Origin of the sequence: Sphingopyxis panaciterrae, from assembly GCF_011762125.1 — a bacterium.
Lineage (GTDB): Bacteria > Pseudomonadota > Alphaproteobacteria > Sphingomonadales > Sphingomonadaceae > Sphingopyxis > Sphingopyxis panaciterrae.
This window is the reverse complement of the sequence record NZ_JAASQN010000001.1, coordinates 1,538,452-1,560,076: the sequence shown is the minus strand read 5'-3', so window position 1 is coordinate 1,560,076 and position 21,625 is coordinate 1,538,452. Positions and strand designations below refer to the sequence as shown.

The 21,625-nt window shown below is 65.2% G+C and carries 20 protein-coding genes; 7 read left to right on the top strand and 13 right to left on the bottom strand.

Features of this window, described 5'->3' with window-relative positions:
* Position 1: 1 nt before the first annotated feature.
* The 3 genes from FHR22_RS07180 to FHR22_RS07170 all read right to left on the bottom strand — a co-directional run bounded on the left by FHR22_RS07180 (position 2) and on the right by FHR22_RS07170 (position 3,275).
* Entirely contained in the window at positions 2–1,219 is a 1,218-nt protein-coding gene (locus tag FHR22_RS07180) for a thiolase C-terminal domain-containing protein (RefSeq protein ID WP_166940382.1), read from the bottom strand.
* Between the two features lie 68 nt (positions 1,220–1,287).
* A complete protein-coding gene (locus FHR22_RS07175; protein ID WP_166940380.1) occupies positions 1,288–2,514 on the bottom strand; it encodes an alpha/beta fold hydrolase in 1,227 nt (408 codons plus the stop codon).
* Positions 2,511–3,275: an FCD domain-containing protein gene (locus tag FHR22_RS07170; protein ID WP_166940378.1), complete on the bottom strand. Its 765-nt coding sequence runs from the start codon at positions 3,273–3,275 to the stop codon at positions 2,511–2,513. The genes FHR22_RS07175 and FHR22_RS07170 overlap by 4 nt, the downstream gene beginning before the upstream one ends.
* 198 nt (positions 3,276–3,473) lie before the next feature.
* Here FHR22_RS07170 and FHR22_RS07165 point away from each other — a divergent pair, with 198 nt between their 5' ends.
* Positions 3,474–4,589, top strand: a complete 1,116-nt coding sequence (locus FHR22_RS07165) for an amidohydrolase family protein (RefSeq protein ID WP_166940376.1) — start codon at positions 3,474–3,476, stop codon at positions 4,587–4,589.
* Between the two features lie 46 nt (positions 4,590–4,635).
* On the opposite strand, the gene FHR22_RS07160 is transcribed toward FHR22_RS07165, so the two are convergent.
* The 9 genes from FHR22_RS07160 to FHR22_RS07120 all read right to left on the bottom strand — a co-directional run bounded on the left by FHR22_RS07160 (position 4,636) and on the right by FHR22_RS07120 (position 15,126).
* The gene (locus FHR22_RS07160; RefSeq protein ID WP_166940374.1) at positions 4,636–5,886 is read right to left on the bottom strand and encodes an MFS transporter; all 1,251 of its coding nucleotides are present in this window, start codon (positions 5,884–5,886) and stop codon (positions 4,636–4,638) included.
* 230 nt (positions 5,887–6,116) lie between these two features.
* Positions 6,117–8,522 carry a TonB-dependent receptor gene (locus tag FHR22_RS07155; protein ID WP_166940372.1) on the bottom strand — a complete coding sequence of 802 codons (2,406 nt, stop codon included), beginning with the start codon at positions 8,520–8,522 and terminating at the stop codon, positions 6,117–6,119.
* Positions 8,523–8,640: 118 nt separating this feature from the next.
* Positions 8,641–9,660, bottom strand: coding sequence for a DUF2889 domain-containing protein (locus FHR22_RS07150; RefSeq protein WP_166940370.1), 1,020 nt, complete (start codon positions 9,658–9,660; stop codon positions 8,641–8,643).
* A 10-nt stretch (positions 9,661–9,670) separates the two neighbouring features.
* A complete protein-coding gene (locus FHR22_RS07145; protein WP_166940368.1) occupies positions 9,671–10,465 on the bottom strand; it encodes an SDR family oxidoreductase in 795 nt (264 codons plus the stop codon).
* A gap of 25 nt (positions 10,466–10,490) precedes the next feature.
* The gene (locus FHR22_RS07140; RefSeq protein WP_166940366.1) at positions 10,491–11,285 is read right to left on the bottom strand and encodes an SDR family oxidoreductase; all 795 of its coding nucleotides are present in this window, start codon (positions 11,283–11,285) and stop codon (positions 10,491–10,493) included.
* A gap of 1 nt (position 11,286) precedes the next feature.
* Positions 11,287–12,105, bottom strand: coding sequence for an SDR family NAD(P)-dependent oxidoreductase (locus tag FHR22_RS07135; protein ID WP_166940364.1), 819 nt, complete (start codon positions 12,103–12,105; stop codon positions 11,287–11,289).
* On the bottom strand, positions 12,105–13,604 hold the full coding sequence (locus FHR22_RS07130; RefSeq protein WP_166940362.1) for a class I adenylate-forming enzyme family protein: 1,500 nt from the start codon (positions 13,602–13,604) through the stop codon (positions 12,105–12,107). Before FHR22_RS07130 ends, FHR22_RS07135 begins: the two co-directional genes overlap by 1 nt.
* A complete protein-coding gene (locus FHR22_RS07125; RefSeq protein ID WP_166940360.1) occupies positions 13,604–14,368 on the bottom strand; it encodes an SDR family oxidoreductase in 765 nt (254 codons plus the stop codon). Before FHR22_RS07125 ends, FHR22_RS07130 begins: the two co-directional genes overlap by 1 nt.
* A complete protein-coding gene (locus FHR22_RS07120; RefSeq protein WP_166940358.1) occupies positions 14,365–15,126 on the bottom strand; it encodes an SDR family NAD(P)-dependent oxidoreductase in 762 nt (253 codons plus the stop codon). The genes FHR22_RS07125 and FHR22_RS07120 overlap by 4 nt, the downstream gene beginning before the upstream one ends.
* 88 nt (positions 15,127–15,214) lie before the next feature.
* Here FHR22_RS07120 and FHR22_RS07115 point away from each other — a divergent pair, with 88 nt between their 5' ends.
* The 5 genes from FHR22_RS07115 to FHR22_RS07095 are packed head-to-tail and all read left to right on the top strand — an operon-like array spanning position 15,215 to position 19,786.
* Entirely contained in the window at positions 15,215–15,994 is a 780-nt protein-coding gene (locus FHR22_RS07115) for an enoyl-CoA hydratase-related protein (RefSeq protein WP_166940356.1), read from the top strand.
* Between the two features lies 1 nt (position 15,995).
* The gene (locus FHR22_RS07110; protein WP_166940354.1) at positions 15,996–16,907 is read left to right on the top strand and encodes an SDR family oxidoreductase; all 912 of its coding nucleotides are present in this window, start codon (positions 15,996–15,998) and stop codon (positions 16,905–16,907) included.
* Positions 16,904–17,662 (top strand): enoyl-CoA hydratase/isomerase family protein, encoded by a 759-nt coding sequence (locus FHR22_RS07105; protein ID WP_166940352.1) that lies wholly within the window; start codon positions 16,904–16,906, stop codon positions 17,660–17,662. Before FHR22_RS07110 ends, FHR22_RS07105 begins: the two co-directional genes overlap by 4 nt.
* Complete coding sequence (locus FHR22_RS07100) at positions 17,662–18,813, top strand: acyl-CoA dehydrogenase family protein (protein ID WP_166940350.1); 1,152 nt, start codon at positions 17,662–17,664, stop codon at positions 18,811–18,813. Before FHR22_RS07105 ends, FHR22_RS07100 begins: the two co-directional genes overlap by 1 nt.
* Before the next feature lie 58 nt (positions 18,814–18,871).
* Positions 18,872–19,786 carry an acyl-CoA dehydrogenase family protein gene (locus tag FHR22_RS07095; RefSeq protein WP_166940348.1) on the top strand — a complete coding sequence of 305 codons (915 nt, stop codon included), beginning with the start codon at positions 18,872–18,874 and terminating at the stop codon, positions 19,784–19,786.
* Between the two features lie 6 nt (positions 19,787–19,792).
* Here the strand turns inward: FHR22_RS07095 and FHR22_RS07090 are convergent, their stop codons facing one another.
* Complete coding sequence (locus FHR22_RS07090; RefSeq protein ID WP_166940346.1) at positions 19,793–20,356, bottom strand: TetR/AcrR family transcriptional regulator; 564 nt, start codon at positions 20,354–20,356, stop codon at positions 19,793–19,795.
* Between the two features lie 63 nt (positions 20,357–20,419).
* Between FHR22_RS07090 and FHR22_RS07085 the strand changes: the two genes are divergently transcribed.
* Positions 20,420–21,613 (top strand): cytochrome P450, encoded by a 1,194-nt coding sequence (locus FHR22_RS07085; protein WP_166940344.1) that lies wholly within the window; start codon positions 20,420–20,422, stop codon positions 21,611–21,613.
* Positions 21,614–21,625 lie beyond the last annotated feature (12 nt).

The following is a 21,625-nucleotide window of genomic DNA, read 5'->3' as shown; positions in this document are numbered from 1 at the left end:
ATCAGTCCTTGCGCAGGATGAGGCTGGAGACGGGGAGCGACGCCGGACCGCCCGAGACGAGCGCGAATTCGGCATCCTTGACCTGATTGATCGCGGTACCGCGCACCTGTTCGACGCCCTCAACGATATGGGTCATGCCGATGATATAGGCTTCGTTGAGGTTGCCGCCGTGGGTGTTCACCGGCGTGCCGCCATTGACGCCCTTGCCCGTCGCGGGATCGTAGCGCAGCTTCCCCGAGAGGACATAATCATTGCCCTCGCCCTTTTCGCAGAAGCCATAGTCTTCGAGCTGCATCAGCACCATCGGGCTGAAATGATCATAGATCAGCGCGACGTCCATGTCCCTGGCGCTGAGGCCCGATTGCGCCCAGACGCGGTCGGCGGTGAACTTGTGGCCGGAGCTGGCGAAATGCGGGTCGGGCATGCCCATCCACGCAAAGGCGCGGCCCCATTCGCGCTGACCGCCATGCGCGGCGGCGTGGACGACCGCGGGCTTGTGGCGGCAGTCCTTGGCGCGGTCCATCGTCGTGGTGATGACGGCGACCGCGCCGTCGGTTTCGAGACAGAAGTCGAGGCGCCGCAGCGGATCGGCCAGCATTACCGAGGCATCATATTGGTCCTTGGTCAGCGGCTCCTTGCGCACGGCTTTCGGCCGGTTGTGGGTGTTGGCGCGGGTCGCCATCACGACCTCGCCGAACGCATCCTGCGTCGTGCCGTAGAGGTGCATGTGCCGGCGCGCGAGGACGCTCATCAGATGGCCGGGCCCGACCAAACCTGACGGCTGGAGAAAACTGTTTTCCGGGTTGGGCGCGGCGGCGCCAAACACGACGCCGAGCCGATGCTGCGGCAATTGCTGCAGCGCCATCAAGGTGACGGTGTAGGTGCAATCCTCGTTCATCAGGCCAGCGGTCGCAAGGCCGATCGCGCCGGGACAACCGCCCCCGCCGCTGGTCAATGTCGCCGACCAGCTGATATGCGGCATACCCAATGTTTCCATCAGGCTGGCGGTATCGAACTTGTCGAGATAGCCCGCGCCCGCGGTCGAATAATAGGAGAAGCCGTCGATCTGTTTGTGGCTGATCCCCGCATCGGCGCAGGCGTTCATGATCGCCTCGGCCGCCATGTCGTTGATCGTGCGCGGCCAGCTTTTGCCACGGACATAATAGTCGGTCGCCCCGACCCCGACGATCGCGCACTTGTCCTGATTGACCCAGGCCATCCGCCTCTCCTCCGATTCTAGTTATATAACTAGGTTCGATATGATGCTGGCGGCTGCTTGTCCAGTCGTCAAGCGAAATGGAGTTTGCGATATTTGCCGCGGAAGTAGAGCAAGGGGTCGCGGCGTGGCTCGAAAATAGCCTTCAGCACGCGGCCGACGAGGATGAAATGGTCGCCGCCGTCGTGCAGCGCATCGCGTGCGCATTCAAAGCTGGAAAGCGATCCGGTGAGCACCGGTGTACCATATTCGCCAACCTCCCACGGGGTGACGCCGAAGCGGTCCTCGCCCTTCCCTGCAAAGCGGTTCGAGGTCGGCTGCTGGCCGATCTGGAGGACATTGACCGCGAAGCGTTCGGCATCGCGCAGATAGGGCGCACTGCCGGCGCTATTGGCGATGCAGACGAGCAGCATCGGGGGGTCGAGCGAGACCGAGGTGAAGCTGTTCGCGGTCAGCCCGACCGGGCTGCCGTCGGGACATATGGCGGTGACGACGGTCACCCCCGTCGCGAAGCAGCCGAGCGCATCGCGAAAGGTACGCGCATCGCTGCCCGCCCGATATTCGGGCGAGCCGCGCGGGGCACGGCGTTCCAGAAAGTCGATGAGATAGCCGCCGAGCGCATCGGCGCGATCCTCGATGACGACAAGCGCGCTATTCTCGACCTCGACCAGTTCGCCGTCGGGGAGTCGGGCGACGAACGCAGCGGCATCCTCCTTCGAAACGAGTTCACTGATCGCGCCGCGTACATAGAGCGTCGGCAGTGCGATCTTCTCGGCAACCCCGTCGAGCCGGTCGGCCATTGCCGAAGTATCGAGCGTATCGAACAAGCGCACATCCCATTGCGCCTGCCCCGGCGCGAGCGTCGCCGCTTCGCGCAGCCGGTCGCCGACGCGCTGCGCCATCGCCGGGTCGACGTGAACAGGCGAGTCAACGAGAACCAGGCCCGACGCGAGAACCGCCGCGTCGCGTTCGAGCGCGGCGCTGGCGATCCAGCCACCCAGCGTCGAGGCGACGACGACGGGCCGCGTCCCCATTTGCGCAAGCACCGCGCGCAGATCCTCGACCAGCGATTCGAAATCATAGCGCCCGTCTTCGGGCCATTCGCTGCCACCATGGCCGCGCAGATCGAGGCTGATCACGCGGCGCCCCGCCTGTTCGAGCGCCTGTGCGACGCTGGACCACACCGTCCGCGTCTGCCCCGCCCCGTGAAGCAGAAGGACGGCAGGGTCGTTGTCGGAACCGAGCACCTCGGCTTCGAGCCGAACCCCTGCAAACCCGCGATATTCGACGATGCTCATTCCTGCTCCTTCTGCGTCGATCCGACTGGGGGCATGCCGGGGACCGATGCACCGCCCAGGTTCAACCATTCGTCGAACTGGTCCGACCGCCGCCGCATCATCAAGCGCGCGATATCCGCATCGCCGTCGATGATCGCGGCGCACAGGCTATGCTGCATCGCGCGTGTTCGCGCGCGCCGGTCGGCATCGGCGTAGAGGTCGCCGCCCTTTTCGTCGAGACCAAAGCTGTAGCCGATCTCGAGGATCAGTTCGACCACCGGGTTGCCGCTCATCTGCGACACCAGCCGGGCCATTTCGACTTCGGCGGCGATCAGGTCGCGCGGCGTGTCGCGCGCATCGATCGTCGAGACGAAGGCTTGCAGAGCCGCGACATCGGCGGCGCTGCGGTGGCGCGCCGCAGCAACGGCGGCTTCCTCGGACACCGGGCGGGTAACCTGAATCACGTGACCAAGGTTCGCGCCCTTCATGCGCAGGAAGCGCGCGAGCGACTGGATCGCGTCGCGCGCGTCGGGACGCTCGGCATAATAGCCGCCCTGCGCGCCGCGGCGGATGCTGATGAGGCGGTCGCGCTCAACCAGCTTCGCCGCCTGGCGGAGGGTTGGCCGGCTGACGCCGAAGCGGGTAAGCAGGTCGTCCTCGGCGCCCAAATGGGTGCCGGGATCAGAGGCGAGGCTGAGCTGTGAGAGTTGGCGAGCGGTTCGGCTGGCAAGGGTTTCAGCGCCGGTTCCGCGCTTCCGTTCGTGCTGAGCTTGTCGAAGCACTGTTCTTCCTTTCGGCATCCCCGCACATGAGCGGCCCCTTCGACAAGCTTGGGGCAACAGCATCGGGAGAAGATATTCAATCAGATATCTATTTAAGCCTCCTAAGACCTTATGTCCAGCTCCACTCGCTCTTGACTTATATAACTAGGTATCTTTTAATGCCGTAAAGACCGACAGTGAGTCGACAGGAGACACTGCATGAAACCCTTCATATTCAGCGCCGACAGCCACATCATGGAACCGGCAGACATCTTCCTCGACGGCCTGCCCGCATCGCTGAAGGATCATGCGATCCACGCGCGCAAGGAGGGTGAATATCTGATCACCGGAACCAGGGACAAGATCATCTATCGCCTGCGCGTCGGACAGCATCGCGAAAAGGAACTGGGCGATGCCCAGCGCAAGGGCATCCGCGAGATACCGGGACGGCTCGAGGATATGGAACTCGAAGGCATCGACGCCGAAATCTGCTTCCCGTCGCTCGGCCTGTGGCTCTATTGCCTCGACAATCCCGATGCTGAAGCCGCATCGGCGCGGCTGTACAACGACTGGAACGACGGTTTCCTCGGCGGCCATCCGAACCGTTTCGTGCGGTGCGGCATGCTGCCCGTGCTCGATTTTTCGAACACCCTCGCCGAACTCGATTATCTGGCATCAAAGGGCTTTACCGCCGCGATGCTGCCCGCGACCACACCGCAGGACTTGCCCAAATATAACAGCGAAGCGTGGGATCCGGTGTTCGCAAAGGCCGCATCGCTGGGCATCGTGTTCGTGATGCATACGGGCACGGGGCTGGAAAGCGTGATCGTCGAACGCGGTCCCGGCGCTGGGATCATCAATTACACCAACCAGATGAACGACGCACAGACGAGCGTGATGTATCTGGTGTCGGGCGGTGTGCTCGACCGCAATCCCGGCGCGAAAGTCGCTTTCATCGAAAGCGGCGCGAGCTGGCTCGTCGCGCTCGCCGAGCGGATGGACGAGGTGTCGGTCGCGCACGCGAACTTCGTCTTTCCCAAGCTTGGCCGCGCGCCGAGCCGGATTATCGACGACCAGGTCTGGGCCAGTTTTCAGCACGATCGCGGCTGCATCGCCGCGGCTGCGGCGGGACTGCCGGGCGCGAAGAATGTGATGTGGGGATCGGACTATCCGCATGCCGAAGGCACCTTCCCTGCCAGCCGCCGGATTGTCGACGAACTGTTCGAGGGGATGCAGGTCAGCGACGATGTGCGGCGGAATATCCTGGGACTGAACGCCGCGCGGCTGTTCGGGATCGCCCCGGTGGTGGTGACGAGCACGCAGGTGGCGGCATAAAAACCCTCCCCCCTTCCCCTCCCGCGTTCGGGAGGGAAGGTTCCGGTTACTCTGCAATCGGCCGCGCCGTCTTTCCGGCCATGATCGCCGCGATGCCGCCGACGAGCAGGCATCCCGACAGGATTGCCAGCGACGGCTGGAGCGACAGTTCGCCATAGTCCGGCGTGAACGCCTTGCTGAGATAGCCGGCGACCGTTCCGCCCAATCCGACGCCGGCCAGGCCTATGAACATGTTGATCGTGGCCGACATCGTCGCACGCATCTGGACCGGGACCTGCGCGAAGCAGAGCGCGATGATCGGGCCGAGGTGGAGCGTCATCATGAATTTGACGACGACGAAGCAGGCGAGCGCGACATAAGCGTTCCCTGCGAGCGCGAAGCCGACGCCGAAGGGAAAGGACAGCAGCAGGCCGATGCCCGCGAACCAGCCGTTGAAGCGCGGGTTCGCCTGGCCATATTTGTCGCTGACCCAGCCGGCGACGAGATTGCCGATGACCAGCCCCGCGGCCATCGCGCCGCCGAGCCAGAAGCCGGTTTCGGTCTTGTCCATCCCGTGCACGCGCTGGAAGAAGGAAGCCCCCCACAGGATGAAGGCGAAGCCGGTGAGCGGAACCATGCAGAGCAGCAGCCCGACCCAGCGCAGCGACGGGTTCGACGCCATGGTGCGCAGAACCTCGCCCAAGCTGGTCTGCGACGGTGCCACCGGTTCGGCCATCCCGCGGCGGCGCGGTTCGGCGGCGAGCAGGTAGACGGCGAGCCCGACGCCGAGGCCGGGCAGGCCGACGATCAGGAAGACGGCGCGCCAGTCGTACCATTGCGACAGCCAGCCCGCGAGCGCGAGCCCGCCCGAAAGGCCGACGGCATTGGCCGCAAGCATGATCGAGATGACCGTGGTGCGGCGGCCCTTCGGGAAAATATCGGTGAGCAGCGACAGGCCGGCGGGGCCGGCGCCGGCTTCCGCCGCGGCAAGCCCGATCCGCGCGAGCAGCATCTGCCAGAAGCTGTGCGCAAAGCCCGACACCGCGGTTGCGGCGCTCCAGATCGACACGCAGACCGCGATCACGACGCGCCGGTCGCCGCGATCGGCGTAGCGCGCGATCGGAAAGGCGGCGATCGCATAAAAAGCGGCGAAGGCGATGCCGGTGAGCAGGCCGAGCTGGCCGTCGTCGAGGCCGAGTTCGATCTTGATATCGTCCTGGAACAGCGTGAAAACCTGCCGATCGACATAGCTCAGGATCGCGACGATCACGAGCAGGCCGAGGGTCAGTCCGCGGCGGTTCGAACTTTCTGAAGACATGGCTTTTCCTTTCCCGGACAAAAAAGAGGGAGGTCCGGCCAAGGCCGTCCCTCCCCCAATGCTCCCGAGGGAGCGCCCTGTGATCCGAGGACCGACCGACATTCAGCCCATGGCGGCCTGCAAATGGCGCTTTTGCGAGCTTCCGATGCTCACGTACCGAAAGTACGCTGCGCTCCGGGTCTCGCAAAAACACCATTTTCGGCTCACCATGAACTGAATGTCGATCAGTCCTAGAATTTATAGCTCGCGGTCACGCCATAGCTGCGCGGTTCGTTGTACGAGGTGCCGATGTAGATGTTGCTGAGCAGCAGTGTGTATTGCTGTTCCTGGTCGTTGAGCAGATTCTTGCCCCACAGCGCGATTTCGAAATTCTTCTCGGGACCGAAGCTGAGCGCGGCGCGCGCGTTGAGGATACCGAGCGAACCCGACTGGGCGACCGCGGCGACCTGTGCCGCCTGTTCGGGCGTAAGGCCGAGCCCGCCGGGGGCAGTCGATGTGAACATGTTGGCGGGAATGTCGATCTGCGGCATCTTGCCCTGCCAAGCATAGACGACATTCGCATCAAACCCGACACTGCCAAGATCCTGCTTCAGGTTGGCACCGACCGAGAACTGCTTCTTGACGATGCCGATCAGCAGATAATCCTGCTTGTCGACGGTCACGATTTCCTGGTTCGGCGGCGATCCCGCGAGCGCCTTGCCTTCGTAGCGCGTATATTTCGGGTCGGTCAGCGCGCCCGAAGCGAAGATGGTGAAGCCCTTGGCGACTTCGAACGACGTATCGACCTCGACCCCCCAGGTTTCGGTATCGGCATTCTCGATCACCGTCTGGCTGATGCCGTTCGGCGCGAGGACCGGGCTGCGCTGCGCGCCCTTCACCTTGTTATGATAGCCCGCGACGTTGAACTTGCCGCGGCCGTCGAGGAAGGTCGTCTTGATGCCGACTTCCTGTTCGTAGACGAGTTCGGGATCGGCGGGGATCGAATCCTCGAGCGTCACCGTGCGCAACTGCATCGCGCCCGAACGATAGCCCTTGCTGTGCTTGGCATAGATCAGGATATCGTCGCTAAGGTCGAAATCGACGCCCGCCGTGTACGACAGGTTGGTGAAGGTCTTCTGCCGCGAGCGGAGGCACGGAAAGGCAACCGTCGATGGCGTACAGCGGACGAAGACATCGCTGTTGTTCGCGACGTCGCCGGTCTGGGTGATCACGCGGCGATCGTCGATCGAATAGCGCAGACCGCCGGTGAAGCGCAGCCGGTCGGCGAGCTTGTAATTGACCTGGCCGTACATGCCGAAGCTGTCGTTATCGAGCGTACCCGAAAAGTTCGACCAGTTGGCCGCGCCGACGAATTCGGGCGCGACCGTCGGGCCGGCGGCGAATTTGCCGTTGAACAGGTTCGAGCGCGACTGATCGAAGCCGGTTTCGCGGAAATAGGTGATGCCCGTGGCGAAATTCAGCCGGTCATCAAAGGCGGTGCCGGTGAGCTGCATTTCGGACGAATATTGCTTCAGGTTCTGCGTTCCCTCGGTGAAATGGCCGACGACGCTCGACCCGTCGAGGTCAAGGAGGTTGCGGCTCTGGACACCGCGATAGCCGTTGATCCAGCGTACCTGCCCGAAGCTGGTGTCGAGGATGAATTTGGCAAGATAGGTCTGCGTCTTCGTCTTATTGAAGATGCCGCGCGAGTTGGCGCCGGCAACGGCCGATGGCGGGGTGACGGAGACAAGATTCTCGTTGCCGCCGAACTGGTCGCGGTCGGTCGCGGCCTGTCCGTCGACGATCGGCTTGGCGGGGCCGAAGGCGGCGGGCGCGTTGAAGAAGAGATTCTGACGCGCCGGGCCGTCGATGTCGGTGTCATACCATTCACCCGACAGGATGACCTCGAACGTCTCGGTGGGCTTCCAGCCGACCTTGACGCGGCCGTTGATCGTTTCGCGGCCTTCGTATTTCTTGCCGGTGTCGACGTCGGTCTTGTAGCCGTCACGCTTCTGATAATAGAGCGCGCCGCGGATCGCGAGGCTGTCCGAAAGGCCGAGGTTGAGCACCGCCTGCCCGGTGCGTTCGTCGAAGCGGCCATAGGTCGCGCTGATGCGGCCCGAGATTTCGTCATAGCGCGGATCGGCGGTCTTGATCAGCACCGCGCCCGCCGAGGTGTTGCGGCCGAACAGCGTGCCCTGCGGCCCCTTGAGCACCTGGACGCTTTCGACATCGACGAGTTCGACGTTGAGGCCATAGGCGCGCGCGACGTACATTTCGTCGAGATAGGTGCCGACCGACGGTTCGAGCGTCGCAATATTGTCGTTCTGGACCTGTCCGCGCATCGCGAGCGAGAAGGCGGTCGGATTGTTGCCGGCGCCGCGAATGTTGAAGCCGGGGGTGAAGGTCGCGATATCCTCGACCTTGTTGATCCCCTGCTCTTCCAGCTTCGCGCCGCTGAACGCGGTGATCGCGATCGGCGTGTCCTGGATATTTGCATCCTGCTTGGTCACCCCGATGACGACGATCGCGTCGTCGTCATATTGCGTCTCTTCGGGGGCCGCCTGGGCAAAGGCGGGGGTGGCCGAAAGCGCAATCGCACCGAGCGAGACCGCCGCAAGCAATCGGGCCGAATCGCGATTCTGCTTGAAAATCATGGTCAACATCCTCCCCACGAGGCTTCCTGGCGTCCTCGCTTGCCCAGTTATATAACTAAGTCTAATAAGCTAGACAAGTGGATTACGCTTTCCGTTGCGGAAAGCGTAAAAAATTCCGTCAATCGCGCGCTTTCGGCAACAAAGCTGCAAGTGCGGGAACATCGGCCAATGCGCGCAGCACATCGTTGAGATGCGTGCAGCCGATCGTTCCGACCAGCGTATCGAGCACCGCCTGGCGAAATTCGCCGACATGCTGCCCGACCATCCGCGATGCCTTCATCGATGCGCCGGGGCATTCGCGAAACGGCAGGATCAGCGGCAGCGCCTGCAGCGACAGCAAGCTTCCCTCCGCCTCGTCGATTTCGGCATAGATACGATATTCGTGGATCGCGGTGCGCGTCCCCTGCGGATTGGGTCCGCTGTCCTGGAAACCCGCATCGACTTTCAGCACGCCTTCGGCCCGCCAGACATCGATCCGCCGCGCCCGGCGCGCCTGCGGGCGGCCCTGTTGCACCGCCAGTTCGTGCCAGCCGATCGGGTCGTCGGGGTTCGCGAGCGGGCCGACGTCGGTCGCCGACTGATCGCTGTGGTCGACGCTGCCGTCTTCGGCCAGCGAACTGCCGCCTTCGGTGAACCCGGTGCAGATATTGACCATGCGGCCCTTGTTGCCGCCGGTCGATCTGGTGCGGTTCGCGACCATGCGGCTATGCCAGTCGTCGGTCCAGCGCGACCATATCCATCCCGCGACCAGGCTGGCGCCCGCGAAATCGTCGAGCACCTGGAACAGCGGCGTCCCGCGGAGGTCCCCGAGCACCTCGGCCAGCGCCGTCCGGCTCGCACCGCCGGCGCGCACCCCGACCATCTCCTGCGCACGCGGATGATCGTTCGAAATCGCGATTTCCATGATCTCGCGCAGCGGCGAGGCCTTGATCCGGAATTCCCCGCTTGCGAGTTCGACCGGATCGCCCGCGAACGGAGTCAGCAGATCACGCGCGCGGCCGGTCATGACCCACGGTTCGCCAAAGCCGTCCGGCCAGTCGGAATCGATCGAGGTCGTGCGGCGGATCGATCCCGGACGGCGCAGCGGCGCGGGGCCGGCGGACTGGCGTGCGAAGGGAAATTGCTGCGGTGCGTTCAAATCATCATTCCTATTTGGGCGGCATGCGGATCGCGCCGTCGAGGCGGAGGTTCTGCCCGTTGAAATAGCTGTTGCGCGCGAGTTCGAGTACCAGCGATCCGAACTCCTCGGGCTTGCCGAGGCGTTTCGGGAAGGGGACCGACGCCGCCAGACCTTCGAAGATCGCGGGTGCCTTGTCCTTGACGGCAAGCATCGGCGGGGTCGCGAAGATGCCGGGCATGATCGAATTGACGCGGATGCCGACATCCATCAGATCGCGCGCCATCGGCAGCACCAGCCCGTTCACCCCGGCTTTGAGCGAGCCATAGCCGACCTGCCCGACCTGCGCATCCTGCGCCGCCGCCGACGCGGTAAGGACGATCGAGCCGCGCTCGCCATCCGCGTTCAGCGGTTCGGCATTGGCCATGCCGAGCGCCGCGAGCGAGGCGAGACGGTAGCTGGCGATCAGGATGCCTTGCGCCGAGAAGGCATAATCGTCGGTCGAATAGCGGACATAGCCGCCCGACGCCTTGTCGTAGCGGACGGTCTTGCCGCCCTTCGAAATCTGCGCGCAGTGGACGAGGATGCGTTCCTGCCCATGCGCGGCGCGGGCGGTGTCATAGCCCGCGACGACGCTGTCCTCGCTGGTGATGTCGACCTTGCAGAAGGTGCCGCCGATCGCGTCGGCGACGGCCTTTCCGCCCTCTTCATTCACGTCGAAGATGACGACCTTCATGCCCGCGCCGGCGAGCGCCTCGGCGCTTGCGCGGCCGAGCCCCGAAGCGCCGCCGGTGACCACTGCCGCAATATCCTTGTCGAGTTTCATCGCGCCATATTCCTTTGCTTGCTAATCATTGCAGAACTTCAAGATTGCCGCCATCCACAACCAGCACCTGGCCCGTGATGAACCCGGCGCGATCGGAGCAGAGGAAGGCGGCGGCCGCCGCCATATCCTCGGGCGTTCCCATGCGCGGGACCGGGTAGGCGCTGGTGCGCTCGGCGATATGTTCGTCGTAGGTTTGGCCCTGTTCGGCGGCGATCTTCGTGAACACCGCCTTGAACTGCGGCGTCGCGATCGCGCCGGTGCCGAGCGTGTTGACGGTGATCCCCATCGGGCCGAGTTCGGCCGAGATCGTTTTCGACAGCGCGAGCGCGCCGACGCGGTAGGTATTCTGCGCGGCGCGCGCGAGTTTGCGGTGCGGTGCCTTCACCGAATTGGTGCCGATGGTGAGGATGCGGCCCCAGCCCTGTTTTTGCATATGCGGGATCACGGCCTGTACCGCCCAGCGGAAGGCCATGACATTGTTGGTGTTCGCGGCGGCGAAGGTGTCGTCGTCGACTTCGAGAAAGCTGCCCTTGGGGCCGGAATCGACGTTGAAGATCAGGATATCGGGCGGTGCAAAGGCGTCGGACGCGGCCTGCACCGCCTTGGCGATGCCGTCCTTGCTGGTGCAGTCGGCGGAAATGCCGATCGCGTCGCCGCCCGCGGCCGCCACTTCGGCGACCGCATCGTCGATCGTCGCTTGGGTGCGCGCGGCGATGACGGTCCTGCAACCCTCGCGCGCGAATTCATGTGCACAGCCGAGGCCGATGCCTTTGGAGCCGCCGAAGACGAGCGCGACCTTGCCCTTGATTCCGAGATCCATGTCAGGGCGCCTTTCCTTGCTGGAGCTTGAGCCGGTCCTGGAGGATATCGTTCCGTCCCGGCGACGCGGCGACGGTCGAGCCGCCGTCCATCTTGATCGTCGTGCCGGTGATATAGTCGGAGCGCGCCGAGGCGAGGAACAGGCAGGCGTGCGCAATATCGGCGGGGGTACCCGGGCGCCCGACGGGGACCGTCGCACCATAGGCGGCCAGCCCTTCCTCGCCGAGCACCGCTTTCGCGCGGTCGCTGGCGACGAGGCCGGGGTTGATCGCGTTGACCGTGATCCGCTCGCCCACCACGTCGCCCGCCGCGGCGCGAATGAAGGCGTCGAGCGCCGCCTTCGCCATGCCATAGGCGGTCATGTTCGGGACGACGTTGAAAGTACCGTTGATCGAGCCGATCGCGATGAAGCGGCCGCCATCGCGGGCCTCGGCCAGATGCGGGCGCGCCGCATCGAGCAGCCACCAGGCCGCCTTGGCGATGCTGGCGAAGCCCGCCTCCAATCGTTCGTCATCGACATGGCCGAGCCCGCCGTGCGGGATGTCGGCGGCGGCGTGGACGACGATGTCGACGCCGCCGAACGCCTGCACCGCCGCGGCGACGAGCGCGCGGCAATCGGCATGCTTCGCGATATCGGCGGCGAAACATTCGGCGATGCCGCCGGCCTTTTCGATCTCGGCCTTCACATCCTCGGCATAGGAAATGGTACGCGCGCCGAGCATCACCTCGGCGCCGGCGGCGGCAAAGGCTTTCGCGATGCCGCGCCCCACGCCGCGGCCGCCGCCGGTGACGATCACGACCTTGCCCGCATAATCTTCCATCAGCCTGCCTCCTCGAAAAGCGCCCGCAGCCCCGGCGCCGATGGCTTCATCGACGGGGTGCGCGGGAAGTCGGACACGATGCGGATATGGACGGGGACCTGATAGGCGATCAGCCGGTCCCTCAGCCATGTCCTGAGGTCGTTCGTCGCGGGCGCGTCGACCCCCTGTTTGAGGATGATCGCCGCCGCCGGCACCGCGCCGAGCCGCGCGTCGGGCACGCCGACGACCGCCGCTTCGCGGACCGCGGGATGGTCGCTCAGCGCCTGCACGACATCGTCGGGGTGGATCTTGAAGCCGCCGCGGATGATGGCATTGTCGGCGCGGCCGCGGATGAAGAGGAAGCGGTCGGCGTCGAGCATGGCGCGGTCGGTGGTGCGCAGCCATTCGAGGCCGTTGCCAAGCTGCGCGCCCTTGATCTCGAGCAGTCCCTCGTTGCCCGGGGGCAGGATGGCGCCGCTGTCCGGATCGACGATCCGCGCGTCGATATCGGCGTGGACGCGGCCGACGGCCCCGCGCTTTTCGGTCCAGCGGGCGCGGAAATCGTCGATCGTCCAGCCGGCGATCGCACCCGCGAATTCGGTGGCGCCGTAATTGGCACAGATCGGGATGTCATATTTGGCGAGGAAGGCATCGACGAGATCGGGCGAAAGCGGCGCGGTGCCCGCGATCAGCGTGCGCAGGCTCGAAAGGTCGGCGGGATCGACATCGGCGTCGAGCAGCATGCGCACCGCCGAGGGCACCGCGGGGGCGACTGCCGGACGGTTGCGCTTGACCGCACCGACCCAGGCATCGACGCTGAATTTTTCGAGCAACGCGATCTTGCGCCCCGCGGCAAGCGCGCCGATGCAGCCGTAGATGCCGCCGATATGGGTGAGCGGGTTGACGATCATCGTGCAGCCGGAGTTGAGCCGCGGCGGATCGTCGAAGCTGCGTCCGCGCTCATAGCGGGTGAAGCCGCGAAAGCTGGCGTCGAAGGACGCGCGGCTCAGCGGCACGCGCTTGGGGGTGCCGGTCGTGCCGCTGGTGAGCATCTCGACCGCGACGCCGGGCGAGGTCTGGATGATGGTGCCGATATCGTCCCGCACGACGCGCGCGCCTTCGAGCCGCGGGCCGATTTCGATGACCGCCGACCCGGCGCGCGCCAAGGCTTCGGCAAGGCCGGGACGCGCGAGATCGGTCGCGTCGGCGATCACAGCGGGCAGGCCCAGCCCTTCGACATCGGCGAATAATTTGTCGTCGGGCAGGATCGGGTTGAGCGTGACGAGGCAGCGGTCGGTCGAAAGCACCGCGACGATCGCCGCGACATGGCCGGGGCGGTTGCGCAGCATCACCCCGACGCGCGCATCCTCGGGCAGCCCCATCGCGCCCAGCGCGTCCTCGATCGCACGCACGGTGTCAGCAATCTGGCGCCAGCTATAGTCCGTGCCTTCGAAATCGATCTGGGTCCGGTCGGGATCGAGCGCCATGATCGTGCGCAATTTTTCGGTCATCAATGCCATCAGAGCGCAAGCCCGCCGCTTGCTTCGATCACCTGCCCGGTCACCCAGCGCGCATCGTCGCCGAGCAGCATCATGACCGCGCCCGCGATATCGTCAGCTTCGCCGAGGCGGCCCATCGGCGTATGTTTCGCCGTCGCCTCGTCCCAGCCGGGCTGTTCGCGTAGCGCAGCGATGAACTCGGTCGCGACCGCGCCGGGGGCGATGCAGTTGCAGGTGATCTGACGCTTCGCGACCGCCAGCGCGGTCGAGAAGGTCAGGCTCTGGATCGCCCGCTTGGTCATCGCATAGCTCGCCGCGAACGGCTGGCCGACCTTGCCCGACATCGAGCCGATGTTGACGATCCGCCCGCCGTCGCGAAGCCGCGGCAGCGCGGCTTGCGTCACGAAATGCGGTCCCTTGACATTGACCGCGAACAACTCATCGAACAGTTCCTCGCCCGCCCCCTTCAGCGTCCCGTCGCGCCCGCCGCGGCCGACGCCGGCGTTGTTGATCAGGATGTCGAGATTGGGCGCGCCGCCGAACGCCGTATCGCACGCGGCAAATAATGCTTCGATCCCGGTGAGGGTCGAAACATCGGCCCCTACTGCCAACGCCTTGCCGCCCAGTGCCTCGACCTCTGCCGCAAGGGCTTCGGCGGCGGCGCGGCTTCCCGCATAGTTGATTGCGACATGCGCGCCCGCCTGCCCCAGCCGCCGCACGATCGCGGCGCCGATCCCGCGCGAGCCGCCGGTGACGAGCGCGGTCTTGCCCGCAAGGCTCGTCACAGGAACAGCCCCCCGCTCGCTTCGACGATCTGGCCGGTGACCCATTGCGCCTCGTCGCGGCAGAGCATCATCACCGCACCCGCGATATCCTGAGGCACGCCGAGGCGTTTCATCGGGGTGAGCTTCGAGGTCGCTTCGGCCCAGCCCGGCTTTTCGGCGAGCGTCTTGTTGAATTCGGTATCGACCGCGCCGGGGGCGACGAGGTTGCAGGTAATGCCGCGCGGGCCGACGACGACCGCGGTCGACATGGTGAGGCTCTGCAGCGCACGCTTGGTCGCCGCATAGGCGGCGAAAGGCGGCAGCGCCGAACGGCCGCCGAGCGAACCGATGTTGACGATACGGCCGCCGTCGCGGAGGCGCGGCAGGCAATATTGGGTGATGAAGTGCGGCGCCTTCTGATTCACCGCGATCATGCGGTCGAACAATTCCTCGCTGCATTTGGTCAGGCTGCCCGTATCGCCCTCGCCGCCGACCCCGGCGTTGTTGACGAGAATGTCGAGATTGGGCGCGCCGCCGAATACCGCATCGCATGCGTCGAGCATCGACCGGATGCCACCCAGCGTGCCGACGTCGGCCTGCACCGCGAAGGCTTTTCCGCCCGCCGACTCGATCTTAGCGACGAGCGCCTCGGCGGCGTCGCGGCTGCCCGCATAATTGACCGCGACATGCGCCCCGGCCTCCGCGAGTCGGCGCACGATCGCGGCGCCTATGCCGCGCGATGCGCCGGTGACGAGCGCGGTCTTTCCGCTGAGTTCCATCGTTCCATCTCTCCCCATCGCTTTCGACATAATTGACTTAGTTATATAACTGATGCAAGCTTTACCGAAAAGAAGATGGGAGCGGCATGTGTCCGAATTGATCCTGAGCGAGCGCGAGGGTGCCCTGCGCATCCTGACGCTGAACCGGCCCGACCGGCACAATGCGATGGACGACGCAATGTCGGCATTGTTCCGCGCGGCGCTCGACGAAGCGCTCGACGAGAGCGAGAGCAGCACGATCCTGATCCGCGCCGCGGGGAAGAGCTTCTGCTCGGGACGCGACACCCAGGTGCTGGGCCGCCGGGCACGCGATGAGAGCGATTTCCATTTCGTCCGCCGCCACCAGGAAGGCCGCCTGCGGATGCAGGAATCGGCCAAGCCGATCGTCGCGGCGCTCAAAGGGGGAGCGATCGGCGGCGGGTGCGAACTCGCGCTCGCCGCCGACGTCCGTATTGCCGACACGACGCTGAAGATGGCGCTGCCCGAAATCCTCTATGGCGTGCTGCCCGATACTGGCGGCACGCAGATGATGACCGCGCTGATCGGCCCGTCGCGGACCAAATATATGGTGATGAGCGGAAAGCCGATCGACGCCGCGACCGCACTCGAATGGGGCGCGGTCGATTTCGTCGTGCCGCCTGAGGAACTCGACGCCAAGGCGCTGGAGGTCGCGCACGATATCGCCGCCAAGCCGCCGATCAACCTCGCACTGGCGAAGGAACTGGTCAATCTGATGCATGGCCCGACGATCCGCACCGGCACCCGCGCCGAACTTTATGCGCAATCCTATCTGTTCAAGACCGACGATTATCAGGAAGCCCGCGCCGCGCACCGCGAGAAGCGCGCGCCAAGCTATAGGGGAAAATAGGATGGCGCTGCCCGCTCCGCCGCCGCCCGGCGCCAAAGCGCTGCCCGATGGAAGCTATGACGGACAGGTTATCGCGGTGACCGGCGGCGGCACCGGCCTTGGCAAGGGCATGGCGGTGGAATTCGCGCGGCTGGGCGCAAAGGTCGCGATCCTTAGCCGCAAACCCGGCCATCTGGAGGCAGGGCTCGCCGCGATGCGCGACGTCGGGGCCGAGGCGATTGCCGTTGCCTGTGACGTGCGCGATCCCGACGCGATCGCCAAGGCCTTTGACGAGATCGAGGCCAAGCTGGGGCCGGTCGATGTGCTGATCAACAATGCCGCCGGCAATTTCCCGGCGCCCGCCGAGGAGATGACACCGAACGGGTTTCGCACCGTCGTCGATATCGTCCTCAACGGCACCTATAATTGCAGCCGCGAATTCGCGCTGCGGCGGCTGGCGGCGGGGTTGCCGGGCGCGATCCTGAACATCGGCGCGACCTATAGCTGGACGGGCGGCCCCGGCACTGCGCACAGCGCGGCGGCAAAGGCCGGGGTGACCAATTTGACGCAGAGCCTTGCGGTCGAATGGGCACCCGACGGCATCCGCGTCAATTGCATCGCGCCGGGCCGCTTTCCGCACGACGACTTGCCCGGTCATATGACGCGCCACCGCGAGGGCGAACGCGGCGACAATACGATTCCGGGCATGCGCGTCGGCGAAGTGCGCGAACTGGGCTGGGCCGCGACCTTTCTCTGCTCGCCCTATGCGGCTTACATCAGCGGGCACATTTTGGTCGTCGATGCCGCCAACTGGCTGCGGCGCAGCCTGGTGATGCCCGAGTTCGTGCCGATCCGCGAACAGTTCGGCAAGCGCGCGATGGAAAGCGGCAGCGCGAAGGACGCGATCGCGAAGACGCGCGGAGACCGGGCATGAACGACGCACCGCTTATCCTGCGCGACGATGCCGGAGGGATCGCAACGCTGACGCTTAACCGCCCCGAAAAACGCAATGCGATCAACCGCGACCTGTTCCGCCAGTTCCGCGGCCATATCCGTGATATCGAGAGTGTAGGCGACGCTATCGGGCTCGTCGTGATCACCGGCGCCGGCGGACACTTCTGTGCGGGACATGACCTCAAATCGCCGCCGCATGCCGACGCGCTCGGCTGGTTGCGGCAGGAGATGCTGATCCTCGAAACACTGACCAAGCTGCACCAGCCGGTGATCGCGAAGGTCCGGGGCAGTTGCTATACGGGCGGGCTGGAATTCGCGCTTTCGGCCGATTTCATCATCTGCGGTGCCAGCGCGCGCTTCGCCGATACGCATGGCAAATGGGGCCTCGTTCCAGGCTGGGGCATGTCTCAGCGGCTGCTGCGGCGTGTGGGTCAAGCAAAAGCGCTCGAAATGATGCTGACGTGCCAAGCCTATACCGGCGCGGAAGCCGCCGCGATGGGGCTCGCGAACTTTTGCGTTGCCGATGACCAGCTCGACGCAAAGGTCGCCGAGCTCGCCGCGTTGATCCTCGGCAACAGCCGCCACAGCAATGCCGAGAACAAGCGGCTGATCTACGAGACCGACGGGTTCGCCCTCCACACCGGCCTCAGCCATGAGTTGATGCGCAATGCGGGTTTCGATCCGGCGATGCGCCAGAAGGGCGAGCCGATCGCCGCTGCGAAGAAGCCCGGCTGATGGACATTGGCTTCTCCCCTGCAGAAATGCGGTTTCGCGAAGAATGCTGCGACTGGCTGCACGCCAATGTGCCCGTCGAAAAACGCCCGCTCGATGCTGCCGATGCGATCGGTTTCGACAAGGCGTGGCAGCGGCGATTGTTCGATGCCGGCTGGGCCGGGATCAACTGGCCGGTCGACTATGGCGGGCGCGGGCTGTCGATCGTCCAGCAGGTCATCTGGCTGGAGGAATATGCGAAAGCGCATGCACCGTGGATCGGCGCCAATTTCGTCGGCATCAACCATGGCGGCCCGACCTTGATCCTCAACGCGAGCGAGGAGCAGAAGGCGTATCATCTGCCGCGTATCCTGAAGGGCGAAGCGATCTGGTGCCAGGGTTTTTCAGAGCCGGGTGCGGGATCGGACCTGGCGGGGATCAAGACGCGCGGGCGAATCGAGGGCGACGAACTGGTCATCAACGGGTCGAAGATCTGGACGAGTTTTGCGCAGGTCGCCGACTGGCAGGAACTGGTGCTGCGCACCGAAGAGGGATCGCGGCGGCATGCGGGGCTGAGTTGGGCCATCTGCGACATGCACGCGCCCGGGATCACGATCCGCCCGATCCGCAAGATGTCGGGGCTGACCGAATTCGCCGAGGTCTTCTACGACGATGTGCGCATTCCGCTGGCCAACGTCGTCGGCGGGCTCGGCAACGGGTGGAAGGTCGCGATGTCGACCTTGAGTTTCGAACGCGGCACCGGTTTCATCGCCGATCAGGTCAAGCAGAGCCAGGAGATCGAGGAGCTGATCGCCGCGGCGCGCGCGAACGGGATGATCAAGGACGATCGCATCGCCGACAGCCTGGCGCAGCTTCGCGCCGAAGTCGCGGCGGTGCGCGCGATGACCTACCGCAATATTTCGCAGGTCGTGCGCAGCGGGCAGCCGGGGCCCGAAGCGTCGGTGATCCGGCTCTTCACCTCCGAACTCGGCCAGCGGCTCGAACGCATGGCGGTAATGCTGGCGGGCGAGGACCTGCTCGATTTCGCTTATGGCGACGACAATATGGTGCAGGATTATCTGCGCGGCTTCGCCGCGACGATCGCGGGCGGCACGGCGCAGATCCAGCGCGACATCATCGGCGAGCGGCTGCTCGGCCTGCCCAAATCGCGATGACTGCGGAGCGGGCATCGCGCCCCGGCGCAGGCCGGGCCCCGAAAACGAAAGTAATCCGATGGACCTGACCCCGAATGGCGAGCAGATCGCGTTTCAGGCCGCGACCGCCGACTGGTGCCGCGACCATATGCCGCTGGAGCAGGCGCGCGCGCGACCGGACGGCCTGTGGGATCAGCTCGAAGCAATGGGACTGCCGCGGATCACGGCGCCCGAGGCGAACGGCGGACTGGCACTTGATCATGCGACCGAAGCGCTTGTCTTTGCCGAGCTTGGCCGCGTCCTTGCGCCGATCGGCCTGCTTTCCTCGGCGGTCGCGAACCGTTGGTGTGCGGCGCCATCCGGCGGCAAGGTGGCGCTGGCGCTCACGGTCGACGCGCCCGGGCCGCTGCGCGTGCTCGATCCGGTGGACGCGGCGGCGGTGCTGATGCCGCAGCCGGGATCGGTGCGCGTCTTCGCTATTTCCGATCGCCCCGCCGCGCATCGGCCGACGATCGACCTGTCGACGATGCAGAGCCGGCAGGAGTGGGCGGCGGCGGCGTGGATCGCGGATGATATTCGCGCTCCCCTCCACCTCCAGCTCCTTGCCGCGGCGTTCGCGGTCGGCTGCGCCGACGCAGCGCGCGACATGGCGGCGGAATATGCGAAACTGCGCGAGCAGTTCGAGCGGCCGATCGGCTGGTTCCAGGCCCTGAAGCACATCTGCGCCGACATGGCGGTGCGCGCGGCGGTGGCGCGATCGCAACTCTATTATGCCGCCTGCGCGCTCGATGCGAACGAAGCCGATGCGGCCTTTCATGTTGCAGCAGCAAAGCGGCTTGCCGATCAGGCCGCGCTCGAAAACGGCCGCGCCAATATCCAGGTCCATGGCGGGATCGGGATGACCGACGAAGCGCACCCGCACCTCTGCCTGAAGCGCGCCCATTTGCTGCAGTTCATCGCGCCCGCCGCCAGCGCGGCGCTGCTCGCGGCCTGAACGATGTCACTCGTCGACGATGGCCTGAAATTCCTTTTCCAGCCATCGGCGCACGCCCGGATCGACGCGCCCCGCGAACTCGGCGAGCGGAAGCTGGTCGCGGTAGGCGAAGAAGCCGAGCGAGACCATCATGAAGCGCGCCGCCTTCACATCGGCGTCCTTGCCGCCGAACCAATGTTTCAGCGGCTCGAACACCCGTTCGCGCAGCAGCCGCTGCGCCACCGCGCGCGCTTCGCTGTCCGATGCGGCGCTGAACATCATCGGCAGCGGGCTGACCCGATCCTCGTCGTCGGCGAAGCGCGCCATGATCCCCTTGCCGAATTCCTCCTTCGGCAAGTCGGTCATCATCCGCGTGTTGAGCGTCGCGTCGAGCGCCGCCTCGAACAGCTTGAGCTTGCCGCCGAAATAGCGGCTGACGAGCGAGGGATTGACGCCGGCGCGCGCGGTGATGTCGCGCACCCCGGCCTCGGCGAAGCCCTTTTCGGCGAAGATTTGCTGCGCAGCAAAAAGGATCGCCTGCCGCGTCCGGTCGGCGTCGCGTGCGCGCGTGTCGGTAATCGTCGTGGCCATGCTGTCTCCCCGTTGACTCAATATGTAAACCGTCGTTTACTTATGCGCAAGAGGAGAGGATAGATGACCGAGTCGCAAGCGCAACCGGTGCGTTCGCCGGTGCATGAATTCGACTATATCGCCGACCCCGGCGTGCTCGCCGATTGCCATGCACGTTACTGGGAGCTGAAGGAGACCGCGCCGCCGGTCTTCTGGACCAATGCCCATGGTGGCCACTGGGTGTGCAACACCGGCGCGGCGGTGCAGCATGTCGTGCGGCATCCCGAGATATTCTCGAGCCGCTATCTGTCGATCCCGCCCAACCCCGACCAGCCCAGGATGATCCCCGAAATGCTCGATCCGCCCGAGCATCGGCCATACCGGCAAATGCTGCGCCCCTTCTTCGAATCGAAGGCGATCGAACCGCTCGAAGACCGCGTCACGGCTTGGACGGCCCAGCTGCTCGACGACGTCGCCGCCAAAGGTCAATGCGAGTTCGTCGAAGCGATCGCCTCGCGGCTGCCGGTTGCGGTGTTCATGGAATTGTTCGGCTTTCCGATGGAGAAATTCGAGGAGTTCCGCGGCCTCGTCACCGGATTTTTCAACTCGCAGGCGAGCAATGAAGTCCGCAACAATCTGGCGCAGCAAATCGTCGGCCATCTGGGCGAGCTGATCCAGCAGCGCATGGCCGAACCCCGCGACGACATGATTTCGAAGATCATCGCCAGCGACGTCGACGGGCGCCGGGTGACGTTCGAGGAGCTGATGTCGATCGGCTTCCTGATGTTCCTCGCCGGGCTCGACACGGTGACCAATGCGATGAGTTTCGGCATGCGGCACCTCGCGCACGACGATGCGCTGCGCCAGCGGGCGATCGACGATCCCGCCGTGATCCCGAACCTGGTCGAGGAATTGCTGCGCCGCTATGCGTTCGTCGCGACGCCGCGCTACATCATGACGGATACCGAGCTGGAGGGTGTCAAGCTGCCCGCCGGTGACTGCATCCTCGCGCCGCTGCCGCTCGTCGGCTGGGATGAAGGACTGACCGAGGACCCGAAGACCGTGTCGGTCGAGCGGCAATTTTATCGCCACGCGGCATTCGGATCGGGCATCCACACCTGCCTTGGCCTGCACCTCGCGCGGATGGAGCTGATCGTCTTCTACCGCGCCTGGTTCGGCCGCATCGGCCATTTCCGGCAAATCACCACGGGCGACGAAAGCTGCCGCGGCGGCAGCGTGATGGCGCTCGAACATTTGCATCTGGCGTGGAACGCCTGACAATTTCAATGG